Genomic DNA, 17260 nt, shown 5'->3' with positions numbered 1-17260 from the left:
AGCTTCCGCAAGCATGATCGCGTTTGCAACGACCCATGCTAGGCTATGCGCGGCATCAGGCTGTTGAATTCTGCATCCGCTGTTTCGTTCGTAGTCCGCGCAGGCAACACAGGGTGGATAGATGATCGATGACGTCAATGCCAGTTTCAGTTGCAGTCGCTCGCACAGACTTTCATGCCTGGCGTTATGCCGCTCTTCCGTCCGTGAGTCCGGCGCGCATTGTCTTTCGATCACCTCTTCTGTCGCCATTCTGAGCGCGGCGTTAGTGTCGCTGTCCGGCTGCATGGTCGGCCCCGATTACCGCACGCCTGCCCCGCCCGCCACCGAAACCTATACGCCCACGCCGTTACCCGATCAGACGGCAGCGTCGCCGGGCGCATCGGGTGTGCCCCAGCAGTTCGTCGCCGGGCAGGATATTCCTGCGCAATGGTGGACGCTCTTTCATTGCGAGCCGCTCGACGCGCTGATCCGCGAAGCGCTCGCCAACAGTCCGAATGTCGCTGCGGCGCAGGCCGCATTGCGGCAGGCGAGCGAGAACTACCGCGCGGAAGTGGGCAGCGCGCTGTATCCGTCCGTCGACGCGAAGCTCAACGCCACACGCGAGAAGTTCAACGGCGTCACGTTCGGCCAGCCCGGACTCACGGAAGAACTGAATCTGTATAACGCGTCGGTGAACGTCTCGTACAACCTCGATGTGTTCGGCGGCTCGCGGCGCGAACTCGAATCGCTGCGCTCGCAGATCGATTACCAGAGCTATCAGTTGCAGGCTGCGTATCTCGCGCTGTCGGCAAACATCGTGACGGCGGCAGTCAAGCAGGCGTCGCTGCGCGAGCAGATCGACGCCACCGAGCGCATTGCCGCCGACGAAGCCTCGCAGCTCAACGTGTTGCGCAAGCAGTTCGATCTGGGCGGCGTGGGCCGCACGGCCGTGCTCTCGCAGGAAACGTTGCTCGCGCAAACACGCGCGACACTGCCGCCGCTGCGCCAGTCGCTCGATCAGACGCGGCATCAGCTCGCCGTGCTCGCGGGCAAGCCGCCGGGCGACACGGGCGTGCCGGAATTCAGGCTGTCGATGTTCACGCTGCCGCAGAGTCTGCCCGTGAGCCTGCCTTCGTCGCTCGTGAAGCAGCGCCCCGACATACTCGCCGCCGACGCCACCTTGCATCAGGCAAGCGCCCAGGTCGGCGTGGCGACGGCGAACATGTATCCGCAGATCACGCTCTCCGCGAGCTATGGCCCGCAAGCGCTGACGCCCGCAGGCCTGCTCAAGTACGCCGACATGATCTGGAGCATCGGCGCGGGCATCACGCAACCGATCTTTCACGGCGGCCAGTTGAGCGCGCAAAAGCGCGCGGCCGAAGCCGCCTTCGATCAGGCCAACGCGCAATACCGGCAAACCGTATTGCTCGCGTTCCAGAACGTCGCCGATACGCTGCGCGCGCTCGAACACGATGCGACGGGCCTCGCCGCGCAAACGGACGCATGGCGCGCGGCCAGCGCTTCGCTCGATCTGACGCGCGGCCAGTTTCGCGTCGGCGGCGTCAGCTATCTGGCGCTGCTCGACGCGCAGCGCCAGTACCAGCAGACCGTCGTGAACCTCGCGCAGGCGCAGGCCGCGCGCTATGCGGATACCGCGGCGCTGTTCCAGGCGCTCGGCGGCGGCTGGTGGAACAACACGACGACAGGCCAGGCTGCGCCCGTCGCCACGCCGCAGTGATTCTTTCTGCAATAACGGTATCGCGCATGCGATGAGACGCAGCGCAACCGGACAGGTTTGTGCATCAGTTTGCCGTGCAAGGACATGACGATGACGACGAAAAGACCGATGGCAAAGCGGATGATCATCATGCTGATCTGCGTGGGCGTGCTGCTCGGCGGGCTGGTCGGCTTCAACCTCTTCAAGGCGCACATGATCAGGAAGTTCATGGCGAGCAATGCCGTGCCCGCCGCGACGGTCACGTCCGCCGTCGCGCGGTATCAGCAGTGGCAACCGCAACTGTCGGCCGTCGGCAGCCTGCGCGCGGTGCGCGGCGTCGACGTGACGACGGAGGTGGCCGGGCTCGTGCGCGAGATTCCATTCAGTTCGGGACAGGAAGTGAAAGCAGGACAGGTGCTCGTGCGCCTGAACGACGACTCGGACCGCGCACAGCTCGCCTCGCTGCAAGCGGCCGCGGAACTCGCGCAAACCGTCTACAAACGCGACAAGGCGCAGTTCGACATTCAGGCCATTGCAAAGGCACAGCTCGATGCCGACGCCGCCGACCTCAAGAGCAAGCGCGCGCAGGTCGATCAACAGGCCGCGCTGGTCGACAAGAAAACGATCCGCGCGCCGTTCGCGGGACGCGTCGGCATCACGACGGTCAATCCCGGCCAGTACATCAATCCCGGCGACGCCATCGTCACGCTGCAGGCCATCGACCCGATCTACGCCGACTTCTATCTGCCGCAGCAGCAGCTCGGGCAATTGCAGGTGGGACAAAGCATCGTCGTGGATACGAATGCGTATAGCGGCCGCACGTTCGACGGCAAGATCCGCTCGATCAATCCGCGCGTCGACAACACCACGCGCAACGTGCAGATCGAAGCGAGCGTCGACAACCGCGAGCGCAAGCTGCTGCCCGGCATGTATGCGAACGTAAAGATCGACGCGGGCAACCAGGAGCGCTATCTGACGCTGCCGCAAACCGCCATCACGTACAACCCGTACGGCGCGACCGTGTTCGTCGTCAAGCCGGGCGAACATAAGGACGCGCAAGGCAAGATCATGCCCATCGCGCAGCAGGTGTTCGTCACGCCGGGACCGACGCGCGGCGATCAGGTCGCAATTCTGAAGGGCATCGCGGAAGGCACGCAGGTCGTGACGAGCGGGCAGCTGAAACTGAAGAACGGCACGCCGCTCGTGATCGACAACCGCGTGCAGCCCGCGGACAGCCCGAACCCGACGCCTCAGGAACAATAAGGGGCCGCCGATGAAATTCACCGACATCTTCATCGAACGGCCCGTGCTCGCATCCGTTGTGAGCCTGCTGATTCTCGTGCTCGGCCTGCGTGCGCTGTCGACGCTCAAGGTCAGCGAGTATCCGCAGACGGAAAACGGCGTCGTCACGATCATGACGTCCTACTACGGCGCGAGCGCCGACACGATGGCGGGCTTCATCACGCAGCCGCTCGAATCGGCGATTGCACAGGCGCAGGGTATCGACTACATGTCGTCGACGAGTACGACGGGCGTCTCGACGATCACGGCGACGCTGCGCCTGAACTACGACTCGAACCGCGCGCTGACGGAGATCAACACGCAGATCGCGTCGGTGCGCAACCAGTTGCCGCCGCAGGCGCAGCAACCCGTGCTGACCGTGCAGGTCGGCCAGACCACCGACGCGATGTACATGGGCTTCTACAGCGACGTGCTGCCGAGCAACAACGTCACCGACTATCTGCTGCGCGTCGTGAAGCCCAGGCTCGACTCGGTACAGGGCGTGCAGACGGCGGAGATTCTCGGCGGACGTCAGTTCGCGTTGCGCGCGTGGCTCGATTCCGCGAAGCTCGCCGCGCACAACGTCACGGCCTCCGATGTCTTCACTGCCCTCGGCAATAACAACTATCTGGCCACACTGGGCACGACCAAAGGCCAGATGATCAGTGTCGACCTGAATGCGGGCACCGATCTGCACTCCGTCGAAGACTTCAGGAAGCTGGTCGTCAAGCAGAAGAACGGCGCGATCGTGCGCCTCGAAGATGTCGGCAATGTCGTCCTCGGCGCGGACAGCTACGACTTTAACGTCGCGTTCAGCGGCAAGCGCTCGGTGTTCATCGGTATCAAGGTCGCGCCGGACGCGAACGTGCTCGATGTCGCGAAGCGCGTGAAAGCGATCTTTCCCGATCTGCAGAAGCAGTTTCCGACGGGCATGACGGGCGACATCGTCTACGATGCGACGGACTTCATCAATACGGCCATCGAGGAAGTGGTCAAGACGCTCGTCGAAGCGCTGCTGATCGTGACCGTCGTGATCTTTCTGTTTCTCGGCAGCTTCCGCGCGGTGATCGTGCCCGTGATCGCGATGCCGCTGTCGCTGATCGGCACATTCTTCGTCATGCAGCTGCTCGGCTACTCGATCAATTTGCTGACGCTGCTCGCGCTCGTGCTCGCGATCGGGCTGGTCGTGGACGATGCGATCATCGTCGTCGAGAACGTCGACCGGCATATGAAAGAGGAAGGCAAGCAGCCATTCGAAGCGGCGCTGATCGCCGCGCGCGAACTCGGCGGACCGATTCTCGCGATGACGGTCGTGCTGATCGCCGTGTATCTGCCCATCGGCTTCCAGGGCGGACTGACGGGTGCTCTCTTCACCGAGTTCGCGTTCACGCTCGCGGGTGCCGTGGCCGTTTCGGGCGTGATTGCGCTGAGCCTGTCGCCCATGATGTGCTCGCGCTTTTTCCGCATGGATCAGGAGTCCGGGCGTTTTGCGCGTTTCGTCGACCGGCAGTTCGAGCGCGTGCACCGCGGCTATGCGCGTCTGTTGCATTCGATGCTCGACACGTGGCCCGTATTCATCGTGATGGGCGCGCTGCTGTTGTGCGGCACCGTGTATCTGTTCATGACGTCGCAATCGGAACTCGCGCCGCAGGAAGACCAGGGCATCGTGCTGTCGCAGATCCAGGGGCCGCCCAATGCGACGATCCAGCAGATGCAGACCTACGCGGACCAGGTGTTCGACATCTCGAAGGGCTTGCCTGAGTACTCGCAGATGTTTCAGTTGACGGGCGCGCCGACGCTGAATCAGGGCATCGGCGGCGTGCTGTTCAAGACGTGGGACAAGCGCAAGAAAAACGCGACGCAGCTGCAGCAGGAGTTGCAGCAGAAGTGGAACGGCATCGCGGGCGCGCGCGTGGCGGCGTTCCAGTTTCCGCCGTTGCCGGGTGCTCAGGGCTTGCCCGTGCAGTTCGTGATCAGCACGACGGAGCCATTCGAGAACCTCAACGAAGTGTCGCAGACGGTGCTGCAAAAAGCGCGTGAAAGCGGGATGTTCTTCTTCGTCGATAGCGACCTGAAGATCGACAAGCCGGAGAGCGTGCTGGTGGTGGATCGCGACAAGGTGGCGTCGCTCGGTCTCTCGCAAAGCGATGTCGGTCAGACGCTGGGCGCGGCGCTTGGCGGCAACTACGTGAATTACTTTTCGATTGCGGGCCGCTCGTACAAGGTGATTCCGCAGGTGTTGCAAACGGACCGGCTGAATCCGTCGCAAGTGCTCGACTATTATTTGCGCACGCCGGATGGCAGCGTGATTCCTGCATCGACGGTAACGCATCTGAAGCAGAACGTCGTGCCTGAATCGATCAATCACTTCCAGCAGTTGAATTCGGCGACCATTTCTGGCGTGATCGCACCGGGCATTTCGCAGGGCGAAGTGCTCGACTTCCTGCGCAAGGCCACGACCGATGCGGCACCGACGGGGTACAGCGCGGACTATTCAGGCCTGTCGCGGCAGTTCGTGCAGGAGTCGGGCGGCTTCGTCATCACGCTGATGTTCGCGACGATCATTGTGTTTCTGGCGCTTGCCGCGCAGTTCGAGAGTTTTCGTGATCCTGTTGTGATTCTTGTGTCTGTGCCGATGGCTTTGTTTGGTGCGCTGATCTTCATCAATATGGGGTTGTCGACGCTGAATATTTATACGCAGGTCGGGCTTGTCACCTTGATGGGGCTTGTCAGCAAGCACGGTATCTTGATCGTGCAGTTTGCTAATGAATTGCAGCGGGCCGGGCGTAGTAAACGCGAGGCGCTGGAAGAGGCGGCTGCCGTGCGCTTGCGGCCTATTCTGATGACTACCGCTGCTATGGTGCTCGGGGTTCTGCCTTTGGTCATCGCCTCCGGCGCCGGCGCAGCTGGACGTAATGCCATGGGGCTCGTTATTTTTTCCGGGCTTTCTATTGGGACTTTGTTCACTCTGTTTGTTGTGCCAGCGATGTATATGTTTCTGGCTGCAGATCATCATCGGGATCGTGGGCATTCTTCCGTCACGGTTTGATGTGGTTGCTGGGGTGGCATCCGCGAATTCGTGGCTCGCATATGCGATTTCGTGGCGGGCATCCGCGAATTCGCGTCGGTGCTTCAGGCGTTGCCCCTGTGCGGGGCGGCACTTACTTTCTTTGCCCCCGCAAAGAAAGCAAAGAAAGCGGGCTAACACCGCCAATCCTTGTGTTTGCCTGCGGGCCCCCAGCGGGTCCCGCACTCCACACGGCATCGCACTGTCTTATGCCCGTTGCCAGCGTGCTAACTGCAGCCTCACCCGCTTCGCATGCCCGCGTCACAGGCCGCATTACCAGAAAGTCCACGGCCGCCCAGGTGGCAAACGGTGTGTAGGCCGTCGCGACGCAAGTGCACCACTCCGGACTGAAAAGCGGGATCGGTGTCGTAGAAGCGCGAACGCGTAAGGTGCGACAAGCTACACACCGTTTGCCACCTGGGCGGCGCAGACGAGTCGCTGCCGCGGGCTGCGCTACGGGTGACTGGAGTGGGGGATGCGCCTGTTGAAGGCGCTGGCAACGGGCGTAGGACAGTGGGGTTGCCGTGTGGAGTGCGGGACCCGCTGGGGGCCCGCAGGCAAACACAAGGATTGGCGGTGTTAGCCCGCTTTCTTTGCTTTCTTTGCCGCTGCAAAGAAAAGTAGGTGCCGCCCCGCACAGGGGCAACGCAAGAAGTACAGATGCAAAATCGCGGATGCCATCATAAAGAGGCAAAATACCGCCAAAGCGTCGCAGACAAAAACCCCCAGGGAGCACACACATGTTCAGCACCGCGTTATTTTTAACGGCCGCCGGAGTCGGCCTTGCAGTCGCGGCTCCTGTCGGCCCGATGGGCATGCTCTGCATCCGCCGTACGCTCACGGACGGCTCCCGCGCGGGCCTAGCGATCGGCTTCGGCATCGCAGCCGGCGACGCATTCTACGGCCTGATAGCAGCGCTGGGCCTCGTCAGTGTGTCGCACTTCATGCTGGCCTACGACAAACCGCTGCATATCATCGCCGGACTTTTCCTCCTCTACCTCGGCATCCGCACGATGCTGCAAAAAGTCCCCGCAGACAGCGCCAATAACAACGAGAGCAACGGCAAACTCGCAAACATAGGCCACGCAGGCGCATTAAAAGCCTTCGCCAGCGCTTTGCTGCTCACCCTCACTAATCCGCAGACGGTCATCATGTTCGCCGCGCTCTTCACGACGCTCGCGCCGCGCGGACCATTCTCGTCGAGCGTCGCACTCACGACAGTGTTCGGCGTGTTCTGCGGATCGATCGCGTGGTGGTGCTTCCTGGTGACAGCCGTGTCGCTCGCGCGCCACGCGATCGGTCACAAGCTGCGCGTGATCATCGACCGCATCGCGGGCCTCGCGCTCGCAGCGTTCGGCATCGTCGAAATCAAACGCGCGATCTGACCGCCATCCATCAGGCGCGCGCAGACCGCGCGCGCCACAATCCGTCGAGCGAATACAGCGCAAGTGCAATCCAGATCGCGCCATAGCCGATCAGCTGCGTCTGCCCAAACGGCTCGCGATAAATCAGCACGCCAATCAGCAGTTGCAAAGAAGGCGTCACGTACTGGATCAGCCCGAGCATCGATAGCGGAATGCGCCGCGCGCCCGCCGCAAACAGCAGCAGCGGCACAGCCGTGATCGGCCCGGCGAGCGCCAGCAGCACCTTCACGCCGACGGACGCCGCGCCGAACCCGCTCTCCCCGTGCGACGACGCAAAGAACAGATACAGCACGGCGACAGGAAACAGCAGCACCGTTTCGAGCGTCAGCCCTTCAAGTGCGCCCAGCTGCGCCGTCTTGCGCAACAGGCCATAGCCCGCGAAACTGAACGCGAGTGCCAGGCTGATCCACGGCGGATGGCCGTTCTGCCACGTGAGGTACAGCACGCCGCCCGCAGCGATCGCCACGGAAACCCACTGCACGCGCCGCAAACGCTCGCCGAGAAACGCGAGGCCAAACAGCACGTTGATCAGCGGATTGATGAAATACCCAAGGCTCGCCTCGACGATGTGCCCGGCGTTGACGGCCCAGATATAGATGCCCCAGTTCGTCGACAGCAGCAGCGCACTCGCGGCGAAGCGCGCGAGCAGCCGGCGATCGCGCAGCACAGGCGCAATCCACCGCCACTGCTGCCGCAGCGTGAGCACGATGAAGAGAAACAGCATCGACCACACCATGCGGTGCGCGAGCATCTCCACCGGCGAGATCTGATGCAGCGACTTGAAATAGACGGGAAACAATCCCCATAGAGTGAACGCGAGCAATGCGTAGGCGACGCCGGGATTCATTTTTATCGGTCTGCGGAAGAAGAAACGCGGGAAAGCGCGCAGGAAAACATTCGGGAACAGCACCCGCCGAAGCGGCTGAGACGAGACGCGGGCAGCGCGGCTGACAGCCTGCGGGCGCCCTATCCCACTGACTGCGCGGCGCACCGTGCACCACACTGCGGCGCCCAAAACAGCTATTGTAAGCCGACTGTCGGGACAACCCGGATGCCGGGCATCGGCTTGCAATCGTACGCGGCAGCGCCGGTTTTGCGACAATAGCGGTCTTTCGCCGCGCCGCCGACCGTCGTCCGCCTGACTCGACTGACGAATGAAGCCCGGGCGCGGCGCCCTGGCGACAGTACCGGCAAGCTTGCCCGCAACCTTTTACGACCGTCCGCGGTCCGCGCAATGGCACTTCCCCACATCGATCTCCTGTATTCCGCGTCCGGTCTCTTCGTCGGCTTTCTGGTTGGGCTGACGGGCGTCGGCGGCGGCTCGCTGATGACGCCGATCCTCGTGCTGCTCTTCAACGTCCATCCCGCGACGGCCGTCGGCACGGATTTGCTGTATGCCGCCGCGACCAAGGCGACGGGTACGCTCGTGCATGGAGTGAAGGGGTCGATCGACTGGCAGGTGACCTTGCGTCTCGCCGCGGGCAGCGTCCCCGCCGCCACGCTCACGCTGATCCTGCTGCACCGCTACGGAATGAGTTCGACGCGCGGCGGGCATCTGATCTCCGTCGTGCTCGGCGTGGCGTTGCTCATCACGGCCATTGCGCTGGTGTTCCGGCCGCAGCTGACGGCATTCGCGGCTGCGCGCAAGCGCGCGACGGGCCAGGGCAGCACGCTCGCGCTGACGATGCTGACGGGCGCCGTGCTCGGTGTGCTGGTATCGCTGACGTCGGTCGGCGCAGGCGCGATCGGCGTCACGGTGCTTCTGCTGCTCTATCCGATGCTGCCGACCATGCGCATCGTCGGCTCCGATATCGCGCATGCCGTGCCGCTCACGCTCCTTGCGGGGGCAGGCCACTGGCTGCTCGGCTCCATCGACTGGTCGATGCTGCTGTCGCTTCTGGTCGGCTCGCTGCCGGGCATCGTGATCGGCAGCTATCTCTCGTCGAAAGCGCCCGAAAAGCTGCTGCGCAATCTGCTCGCCGCCACGCTGACGCTCGTCGGCGTGAGGCTCGTGATTGCCTGACGACGGCTGGCACTTAAGCCGGCCGCGAGCAGCGGATCATTTGAAGAAGCGGCAGTTCAGGTCGGTCTCGAACTGGCGCACCCAGTGTCCCGCCGTATCCTCGTGATATGACTGCGCCCAGCCGCCGCGCCGTATCGTCAGAAGCCGCGACTGATGCGAGCAGTCGTCGGGATCGTCGATCGCGCTGATATCGAAATGCGTGGGCGCGAAACCGTGACGCGCGCACACCAATTCGAACGCCGCGCGTTCGCCGATGGGAAGATCGGTGTATGTGAAGCGGGTCGTGTTCATAGCCGTCTCGGGCAAACATCGATAGCTTCACAGTACCGTACCCGACGGGTGAAGAGTGTGTCACGGCGCACAAAAACTTGGGTCCGTCGCGTATGGACGTGGCACGCCCCGTCGTGGCGCATTCCGCGCGGCGGGTGTCATGCGCGCGTCGCACAGTCCGCCGCCTTTCTGCTGCCAGAAACGGCGGACCGCGCGACGCGCTGCTCCTCAGCTGGACACCCGTGCGCACTCACATGTCGGCGCAAATCACCTGGGCACGTTCACTGCCCCCGCCGCGACCTGTATCGCGTTCGACCCCGGGCTCATCGAAATGGTGGGCAGATTGGCAGTCGTAAGCGCGGGTGCGGAGCCCGCCGTGCCGCCGCGCGGCACGGTGCGGATCACCTGCGAAGGCGGCAGCGGCGCACCGCTCTTCAGGTGATTCCACATCAGGTTCAATGCCTGCACGTTGTAGTAATGCACGGGGATGAAGCGCGTATCGAAGCCGGCCACGCTCAGGAACGCATCGAAGTGCTGGCCGTTCATTACTTCATAGAAAGACAGCTGGCTCTTCGAGCCTTCCGTGATGCTGTTCATTGCCAGGTACGCGCGCGACGCGTGATTCACAGGCACGAGCGCATCGCTGCGTCCCTGCACGATGATGGCCGGCTTGCCGTGCAGGTTCGCATTCACGCGAATTGCATTGACGCTTTGCTGCATGCGCGTATCGCCCGACGTCCATAACGCTCGCAGACACGAGACGCCCGTGAAACTGGCATCGGCCGTGGCGAGACGATGATCCGCGCCGCCCGCGGGCGAGACGTTGTAGACGAGGCTAATGCCGTTGGTGGGCGGCACGCCGTTGCCGAGGCCGAACACGGAGAGCATCGGCGACACGGCAGGCGTGGCCCCCGCGGCGCCCGTCGTTGCGTTCGTCGTTCCGAAGCTGAAGTCGCACAGATTGTCGGTCACGCTCGACTTCGTGTACGCGTTCGCATACGTGACGGCGACGGCAGGCACGGCCTGCGAATCCCACATCGGCGCGTGCAGCACGTCCGAGTCGGCTTCGTAGCCGGCGGCGTGGAGTTTCGCGAGCGCGTCGTTGGCCTGGCTCGGCTCGTCCGCGCCGCTCACGAAGCCGCCCGCCGCCAGCGACGCGCAGCGTGCCGCACGGATCGCCTGAGTCGTCGCGAGGGGCAGCGCCGTCAGATACGGCGCGCCCGCCGCCGCCGTGGCGTCCGCCGCACATGGCTGCAGCAGGTTCGCATAGGTCATGTAGTCGGCGAGCGGCGCGCCCGCTGCGGGAATCGCCACGCCGCCTTCGAACACCTTCGCCGACGACGCCATGTTCAGATTGATCTGCGGCTCGCCGACCACGACGGCCGTGATCCATCCTTGCGTGTCCTGCTCGGCGGCCGCAAGCGATGCGCCGCCGCCGTTGCTGACGGACGCCGCGATCGTCGTGATGCTGCCTGCGCCGTAGCGCACGCCGTGCTGCTGCGCGTTGTTGTTGACGGTCGGCGCGAACTGCTGGTTGAGCGCCCAGTACGCGAACTGGATCGCTTCGAGCGTATCGCGGCCCCAGTCCTGCTCGGGGTTCTGCTGCGAGTGCGCGTGCTTGAACGCGTAGCGGTTCGGAAAGCCGGTGTTGAACGACGCCAGAGCACCCGACGTCACATTCACCGTGAAGAGACTCCTGGTGCCCGCCCCCGTGGCCGTCGACAGCGTGCCGTTCATCAGCGTGACGAGGCCCGTCTCCATCTCTTCTGCGCCGTTGCCGCTGCCCTTGTCGGTGTACGCGACCGCGCAGCCGCGTTTGAGGCCCCACTCGCCCGCCGCCGAAATCGCGCCGTAGACACCGCGCGAACCCGACGACGTCGCCGTGACGATGCAGGGATTGTTCGGATCGAAGGTATTGGGCACCTGGACCATCAAGGTCACGTTCTGCTTGCCACTGCCGTCGTCGGCGTAGGCAAGATATTCGGTGCCTGCGATCTTGCCTTCGCCGAGCGTGTCGTTGCCGTTCAGATCAACGTTGGGTCCCCAGAAGCGCCCGTAGCCGCCATTCGCCGACATGTCGACGAGCGCGCGGTAGTTCGACCAGATCGCGAGCCGGCGCAATTCCGCGGCGCTCGGGCTGGCGGCGTTCGCGAACACGGGCGCCGTCGCGGAACCGAGGCCCGTCTTGCCGAGACCGGCCGTCAGCAGGTCATCGCTGTTGCCGTCGTAGCTCGTCGTGCTGACGCTGCCCGATACGATGAACGAAGGCAGCGCGTTGGTCGTCGGGTCGGGGTGATCGTCGCCGTGGCCACACGCGGCGAGCAGGATCGAGGTCGTGGCGAAGCAGAGTGCAGTGGCAGTACGTCTGAACAACAGTTTCCCTGTCATAGTCGTCTCCATTGTCTTGTTGTCGATTCCGCGTCTTGCCCCGCTGCCTTTCGTCATTGGTTGCGGCGTCATGCAGTTGTCGTGAGGCGGGCTGCGGCGGCTGCTCCAATGCAAGTTTCGAGCCGGTTGACGTCGCCTCGCGGTAGCGTCGTCGCAGCCCTTCAGCGACGCGGATTCGCGGACGATCCAGCACGTCGTGCGTCCGCACGCGCCGTCCCGAACGGGAGACAACGCCTGGCAAGCCGGGCTCGCGGCGTACGCCACGATCGGGCGCCGACGCCCGCCAGGCGTGGCTCGCCCGCCGGATGCGACCGATGTCCACGCGAAGAGACGGCGCTAAGGCACGTCCCGTTTGGTGGAACACGTCGCGGGTGGCGGGCTACGCTCGCCGATCGCTTTCACGCTGAGAGGAGACGCGCATGCCGCACGACGCCGCACAAAACAAAACGGGCCTCCGTTTCGAACGGAAGCCCGCTTGTCATTCTGACCGGTAAGCACGCCGCAATCTGCCGCGTGCCGTCGGTCTCGCGTGCGACTGGCCGCCGCGCGAGCCGGATCGTGCGGCCCGCCCCGGCGCGGCCCGCGCCGCTTATTGCTGCTGGACGTTGATCTTGTTCGTCACCGACGTCACGCCTGCCACGCCCTTCGCGACGTCGCCAGCCTTCTGGATCTGGTCGTTGTCGGGTGCCGTGCCCGTCAGCGTGACTGCGCCGCTACGGGCGCGAACGTTGATCGCCGACACGTCGAGGCCTTGCGCCTTGGCCAGCGCTGCACGGACCTTCTTGCCGAGCGCGCGGTCTTGCTGCTTGACGGCCTTCGGGTTCGCGGCGGGTGCCGTCGCCGTCGTGCCAGTTGTCGTGGAGTCGCTTGCCTGGGCATACGTGTGGCATGCGACGACCATTGCGACAACACCACCCAGTGCCTTCAGAAAATCGACCGATTTCATAACTTCTCCTTTTTGCTTTGGTTTGGACCGCGTTTCACTTGCGGCTTGGTTACGACTGCGGATGGCCCGGTTGCATGCGCGCACGAAGGCGCAACGAGGCAACGGCGAGCCTGGAGCGTTGTCACGGTCTGCGAGAGAGGCATTGGAAGTGGTGACGGCCTGCGCGATCCACCTTGCGCGACGATGCATGACGCCAGCCGTGCGCCGCGCCGTTGGCAGCGTGCCCTGGGCTCTTGAGTACGGCCGGGTCGCGCTGCGCCAACGTCGATTCGCGGCAGCGTTGCCAATGTAATCTAGCCGCGCAAGTTCTGCAAAGGATATCGCGCGTGGCGCACGGCTTCCGGCCACCCTTTTGCGGATCGCATGCGGCGCGCGAAGCGTTGGCTTCCCACATTCTGCAAAGCGCCCCCCACCCTTTCCGGATCGCAAGGAAGGTCACTCGCAGGTCACTCCAGCTCACTCGCAGGTCACTCGCAGCTCACTTTTTGTTACGCGTTTACGGTCCGGCAGGGCCGTCGGACGCGCCGCCGCGCCGTCAATCTCATGTACCATCGGCGCGAATTCATTCATCCGACCGCCTCGCCTTCCCATGAAGCCTTCCGACGGACGTCGACGGGAACGCCCCGCCGATCGCAAGCCGCCCAAGCTCGTCGCCCGTTTCGTGGCGATTTCGTGGCGCGATCTCGCCGTGTCGTTCGGCCCGATCCTGATCATCAGCGCCATTGCGATCTACGTCGCCGTGCGCCTGATCCAGCCTGCCCCGCCCGATACGCTGACGATGGCGGCCGGCCCGAAAGGCAGCACCTTCTGGGTTGCCGCGCAGAAATACAAGGAAGTCCTCGCGCGCAACCGCATCACGCTCAACGTGCTGGAAACGGAAGGCTCGCTCGACAACTACCGGCGGCTGACCGATCCGCACGCGAACGTCGATGTCGGCTTCGTGCAGGACGGCATCGCGCCGTCGAAATCGACGGACGACCTGATGTCGCTTGGCAGCGTCGCGTACGTGCCCGTGGCGATCTTCTATCGCGGCCCGATGGTCACGCTGCTGTCCGAGTTCAGGGGCAAGCGCATCGCGATCGGCATCGAAGGCAGCGGCACGCGCGAACTCGCGTTGCAATTGCTGAAAGCGAACGGCATCACGCCCGACGGCCCGACGAAGCTGCTGCCCCTGTCGGGCGACGACGCCGCCCGCGCGCTGACGGAAGGCAAGATCGATGCAGCGATCCTGACGGGCGACTCCGCGCAGCCGCCCGTCATGGGCAAGCTGTATCGCACGGCGGGCGTGCAGTTCTACGACTTCACGCAGGCGGGCGCGTACGCGAAGCGCTTTCCGTATCTGACGACGCTCGACATGCCGATGGGCTCGTTCGACCTCGGCAAGAACCTGCCATCGACCACGCTGCACATGATCGCGCCGACGGCGGAGCTGGTTGCGCGCGACTCGCTGCATCCCGCGTTGTCTGATCTGCTGATCGAAGCGGCACGCGAGGTGCACGGCAAGGCGACGGCGCTGCAGAAAGCGGGCGAATTCCCCGCCCCGCTCGCGCATGATTTCCCGATCAGCGACGACGCCGCCCGCTATTACAAGTCCGGCAAGGGCTTCCTCTACCGGATGCTACCGTTCTGGCTCGCGAGTCTCGCGGACCGGCTGCTGGTCGTGCTCGTCCCCATCATCGTCGTGCTGATTCCGGGGCTGCGGCTCGTGCCGTCGCTGTATGCGTGGCGCGTGAAGTCGCGCATCTACCGCTGGTACGGCGCGCTGATCGCGATCGAACGCGAGGCGCTCAACGATACCTCGGCGGCCGAGCGCGAGGCGCTCATCGTAAGGCTCGACAGGATCGAGGAATCCGTCAACGGGCTGAAGATGCCGCTCGCGTATGCCGACCAGTTCTACGTGCTGCGCGAGCATATCGGCTTCGTGCGGGCGCGCCTCACGCGCGATTCGGAAGCGGCCGCGGCGCGCGACGCGGGCGCCGCCGCAGGGACGCCGGATGCAGCGGATTCGTCCGGTGCGGGCGCCGTCGGCCGCGCCGAAGCGCGTGCGGCCATGCACGAGGGCCATGCCGCACCCAGCGGCGAGGGCGCAGAGAAGGACTAGGGTCGTGGGCCTCACGACAGGCATTGCCAACACCCGCGCCGGGACAACGCCGCAACGGCATTTCGTCAAATGATGCGCACGGGGCTTGCTCCGCGTAAGATCGAAACAATCAGAACGGGCTGACGCGCGGCATCGCCGACAGCCCGCCGATTCAGGCAACCGGGAGACATCATGACCGATGGCATCGACGCCACGCAGCCACTGTGGTTTTACGACTTTGTCTCACCGTTCTCGTATCTGCTGCTGGAACAGCACGACAAATGGCCTGAACTGCCGTTCGTGCTGACGCCCGTGTTCCTGAACGAGCTATATCGCCACTGGGGCCAGCGCGTCGCCTACGACGTGCCCGCGAAACGCATTTTCACGTACCGGTATGCGCTGTTTCGCGCGGAGCAGCTCGGCATTCCGTTCCGCATGCCGCCGTCGCATCCGTTCGATTCGCTGAAGCCGATGTTGCTGTCGGTCGCGCTCGGCTCCGACCTGCAAACGGTGCGCGAGATTTTCCGCTTCATCTGGCGCGACGGGCGCGATCCGTCGACGGAAGAAGGCTTTGCCGCACTGTGCGAACGCCTGCACGTGTCGAACGGACAGGAATTGATCGAACGCGAGGCGACGCGCGCGCAAATGATGCGCAACAGCGCCGATGCGATCGCGATCGGCGTATTCGGCGTGCCAACGTTCTGGCTGAACAAGCAGTTGTTCTGGGGCGAAGACGCGCTGCCGATGGTGCTGTATTGCGCGCGCACGCCGAACTGGCTCGAATCGAAGGAAGTGAAGCGGATCACGTCGCTGCCGAAGGGCTTGGCGAATACCTGAGCCTGCTTCGGCAAACGGCCACTCCATGATGCAGGCCCGGCGGCCGTGATGCCCGGCATAGGGCACGCACTATGGCCCGCGCAGGGCAAACGGACATAAGGTTATAGCTTCGTACGCGCGTACGGCACGTTCTCCATCGCGAGACGCCGCCCGCGCGGGCATTGCCTGATACAAGCATTCGAAATGCCTTCAACGGGCCTCCCCCGCCCCGCCGATTCATGGATGACGACACCGCCGCTTCACTCGATATCTGGCTCGTGCGTGTGCTGCGCACGCTGCTCGTCGAGCGCAGCGTCACGCAGACGGCGCTGCGGCTGAACCAGACGCAGCCGGCCATCAGCACCGCGCTGCGCAAGCTGCGCGAAACGCTGAACGATCCCATCCTGGTGCGCGGCAAGTCGGGCATGGTGCCGACGGAATACGGCGAGTCGCTGCTTGCATCCGCGCAGAAGGTGCTGCGCGACGTCGATTTCGTCGCGACACCTCACGGCGACTTCGATCCGGCGCGCTCGCGCCGCACGTTCCGCATCGCCGCGCCCGATTATCTGAACGATTTCTTCATGCCGACCGTGATCGCGCAGTTTCGCGAAGCGGCGCCGCATGCGCGGCTCGAGATCGAGTCGCTCGGGCCGCTGTTCGATCACGCGTCCGCGCTCGATGCGGGCGAACTCGATCTCGTGATCGGCAACTGGCCGAAGCCCGATGTGCGCTTCGAGCGCAGCGACCTGTTCTCCGATACCGTCGTGTGCATGATGCGCGCCGATCATCCGCTGGCGAAGGCGCCCCTTACGCGCGACGCCTATCTCGCCGCGCCGCATCTCGCGCCTGCGCACTACAGCGGCGCGCGCGGCGGCGCGATCGACACGGGCTTCGCACGCGCACACGCGGCGCGCCGTATTGTCGCGACGCTGCCGTATTTCGGTCTCGTGCCGCAAGTGCTGCTGCAATCGGATCTGATCTTCACGACGACGCGCCGCTTCGCGCTGCACTATGCGGAGATGCTGCCGCTTGCCGTCGTCGACGTGCCGATTCCGTTTCCGCGTATCAAGTGCTATCAGATGTGGCATCCGCAACCGGATCGGCCAAGCGACATCGCCTGGTTGCGCGGCTTGATGGCACAGGTGTCGGACATGCTGGTGGCGAAGAAGCCAAGGCGCGCGCGGTTAGCGGCGAAGGAAGAAAGCGCGGAGAAAAAAACAGGCGCCGCGAGTGTGCCCGCTGCGCCCGCTGGAGGAATCAGTCAATGAA

At 64.2% G+C, this 17260-nt stretch carries 12 protein-coding genes; 8 read left to right on the top strand and 4 right to left on the bottom strand.

Annotation, left to right across the window (positions count from 1 at the left end; translation table 11 throughout):
* The first annotated feature begins 121 nt into the window (after nucleotides 1-121).
* The 4 genes from FRZ40_RS14990 (at nucleotide 122) to FRZ40_RS14975 (ending at nucleotide 7429) form a co-directional block, all read left to right on the top strand.
* Nucleotides 122-1717: an efflux transporter outer membrane subunit gene (locus FRZ40_RS14990; RefSeq protein WP_147234534.1), complete on the top strand. Its 1596-nt coding sequence runs from the start codon at nucleotides 122-124 to the stop codon at nucleotides 1715-1717.
* Nucleotides 1718-1807: 90 nt separating this feature from the next.
* Nucleotides 1808-2959: an efflux RND transporter periplasmic adaptor subunit gene (locus FRZ40_RS14985; RefSeq protein WP_028371995.1), complete on the top strand. Its 1152-nt coding sequence runs from the start codon at nucleotides 1808-1810 to the stop codon at nucleotides 2957-2959.
* A 10-nt stretch (nucleotides 2960-2969) separates the two neighbouring features.
* Entirely contained in the window at nucleotides 2970-6026 is a 3057-nt protein-coding gene (locus FRZ40_RS14980; protein WP_028371994.1) for an efflux RND transporter permease subunit, read from the top strand.
* A gap of 758 nt (nucleotides 6027-6784) precedes the next feature.
* On the top strand, nucleotides 6785-7429 hold the full coding sequence (locus FRZ40_RS14975; RefSeq protein ID WP_147234533.1) for a LysE family translocator: 645 nt from the start codon (nucleotides 6785-6787) through the stop codon (nucleotides 7427-7429).
* 10 nt (nucleotides 7430-7439) lie between these two features.
* Here FRZ40_RS14975 and rarD read toward each other — a convergent pair whose 3' ends face one another.
* The gene (gene rarD, locus FRZ40_RS14970; protein ID WP_147234532.1) at nucleotides 7440-8315 is read right to left on the bottom strand and encodes an EamA family transporter RarD; all 876 of its coding nucleotides are present in this window, start codon (nucleotides 8313-8315) and stop codon (nucleotides 7440-7442) included.
* A 387-nt stretch (nucleotides 8316-8702) separates the two neighbouring features.
* Between rarD and FRZ40_RS14965 the strand changes: the two genes are divergently transcribed.
* Nucleotides 8703-9491 carry a sulfite exporter TauE/SafE family protein gene (locus tag FRZ40_RS14965; RefSeq protein ID WP_147234531.1) on the top strand — a complete coding sequence of 263 codons (789 nt, stop codon included), beginning with the start codon at nucleotides 8703-8705 and terminating at the stop codon, nucleotides 9489-9491.
* 36 nt (nucleotides 9492-9527) lie between these two features.
* Here the strand turns inward: FRZ40_RS14965 and FRZ40_RS14960 are convergent, their stop codons facing one another.
* The 3 genes from FRZ40_RS14960 to FRZ40_RS14950 all read right to left on the bottom strand — a co-directional run bounded on the left by FRZ40_RS14960 (nucleotide 9528) and on the right by FRZ40_RS14950 (nucleotide 13095).
* Complete coding sequence (locus tag FRZ40_RS14960) at nucleotides 9528-9782, bottom strand: hypothetical protein (protein WP_028371990.1); 255 nt, start codon at nucleotides 9780-9782, stop codon at nucleotides 9528-9530.
* Nucleotides 9783-10028: 246 nt separating this feature from the next.
* A complete protein-coding gene (locus tag FRZ40_RS14955; RefSeq protein WP_147234530.1) occupies nucleotides 10029-12149 on the bottom strand; it encodes a D-(-)-3-hydroxybutyrate oligomer hydrolase in 2121 nt (706 codons plus the stop codon).
* Between the two features lie 589 nt (nucleotides 12150-12738).
* Nucleotides 12739-13095: a BON domain-containing protein gene (locus tag FRZ40_RS14950; protein WP_028371988.1), complete on the bottom strand. Its 357-nt coding sequence runs from the start codon at nucleotides 13093-13095 to the stop codon at nucleotides 12739-12741.
* Nucleotides 13096-13684: 589 nt separating this feature from the next.
* Between FRZ40_RS14950 and FRZ40_RS14945 the strand changes: the two genes are divergently transcribed.
* The 3 genes from FRZ40_RS14945 (at nucleotide 13685) to FRZ40_RS14935 (ending at nucleotide 17259) form a co-directional block, all read left to right on the top strand.
* Nucleotides 13685-15196, top strand: coding sequence for a TAXI family TRAP transporter solute-binding subunit (locus FRZ40_RS14945; protein WP_147234529.1), 1512 nt, complete (start codon nucleotides 13685-13687; stop codon nucleotides 15194-15196).
* 171 nt (nucleotides 15197-15367) lie between these two features.
* Entirely contained in the window at nucleotides 15368-16012 is a 645-nt protein-coding gene (locus FRZ40_RS14940) for a 2-hydroxychromene-2-carboxylate isomerase (RefSeq protein WP_147234528.1), read from the top strand.
* A gap of 218 nt (nucleotides 16013-16230) precedes the next feature.
* Nucleotides 16231-17259 (top strand): LysR substrate-binding domain-containing protein, encoded by a 1029-nt coding sequence (locus tag FRZ40_RS14935; protein ID WP_147234527.1) that lies wholly within the window; start codon nucleotides 16231-16233, stop codon nucleotides 17257-17259.
* The last annotated feature ends 1 nt before the right edge of the window (nucleotide 17260 follow it).

The organism is Paraburkholderia azotifigens (genome assembly GCF_007995085.1).
Classification (GTDB): domain Bacteria; phylum Pseudomonadota; class Gammaproteobacteria; order Burkholderiales; family Burkholderiaceae; genus Paraburkholderia; species Paraburkholderia azotifigens.
Note: the sequence above shows the minus strand (reverse complement) of the source record. Positions and strands in the feature narration are given on the sequence as shown.

Excerpts from the sequence above, each read along its gene's own strand:
- FRZ40_RS14960 (WP_028371990.1), bottom strand. The coding sequence starts at position 9,782 with ATGAACACGACCCGCTTCACATACACCGATCTTCCCATCGGCGAACGC.
- FRZ40_RS14975 (WP_147234533.1), top strand. The coding sequence starts at position 6,785 with ATGTTCAGCACCGCGTTATTTTTAACGGCCGCCGGAGTCGGCCTTGCA.
- FRZ40_RS14950 (WP_028371988.1), bottom strand. The coding sequence starts at position 13,095 with ATGAAATCGGTCGATTTTCTGAAGGCACTGGGTGGTGTTGTCGCAATG.
- rarD (WP_147234532.1), bottom strand. The coding sequence starts at position 8,315 with ATGAATCCCGGCGTCGCCTACGCATTGCTCGCGTTCACTCTATGGGGA.
- FRZ40_RS14985 (WP_028371995.1), top strand. The coding sequence starts at position 1,808 with ATGACGACGAAAAGACCGATGGCAAAGCGGATGATCATCATGCTGATC.
- FRZ40_RS14965 (WP_147234531.1), top strand. The coding sequence starts at position 8,703 with ATGGCACTTCCCCACATCGATCTCCTGTATTCCGCGTCCGGTCTCTTC.
- FRZ40_RS14980 (WP_028371994.1), top strand. The coding sequence starts at position 2,970 with ATGAAATTCACCGACATCTTCATCGAACGGCCCGTGCTCGCATCCGTT.
- FRZ40_RS14940 (WP_147234528.1), top strand. The coding sequence starts at position 15,368 with ATGACCGATGGCATCGACGCCACGCAGCCACTGTGGTTTTACGACTTT.
- FRZ40_RS14935 (WP_147234527.1), top strand. The coding sequence starts at position 16,231 with ATGGATGACGACACCGCCGCTTCACTCGATATCTGGCTCGTGCGTGTG.
- FRZ40_RS14955 (WP_147234530.1), bottom strand. The coding sequence starts at position 12,149 with ATGACAGGGAAACTGTTGTTCAGACGTACTGCCACTGCACTCTGCTTC.
- FRZ40_RS14990 (WP_147234534.1), top strand. The coding sequence starts at position 122 with ATGATCGATGACGTCAATGCCAGTTTCAGTTGCAGTCGCTCGCACAGA.
- FRZ40_RS14945 (WP_147234529.1), top strand. The coding sequence starts at position 13,685 with ATGAAGCCTTCCGACGGACGTCGACGGGAACGCCCCGCCGATCGCAAG.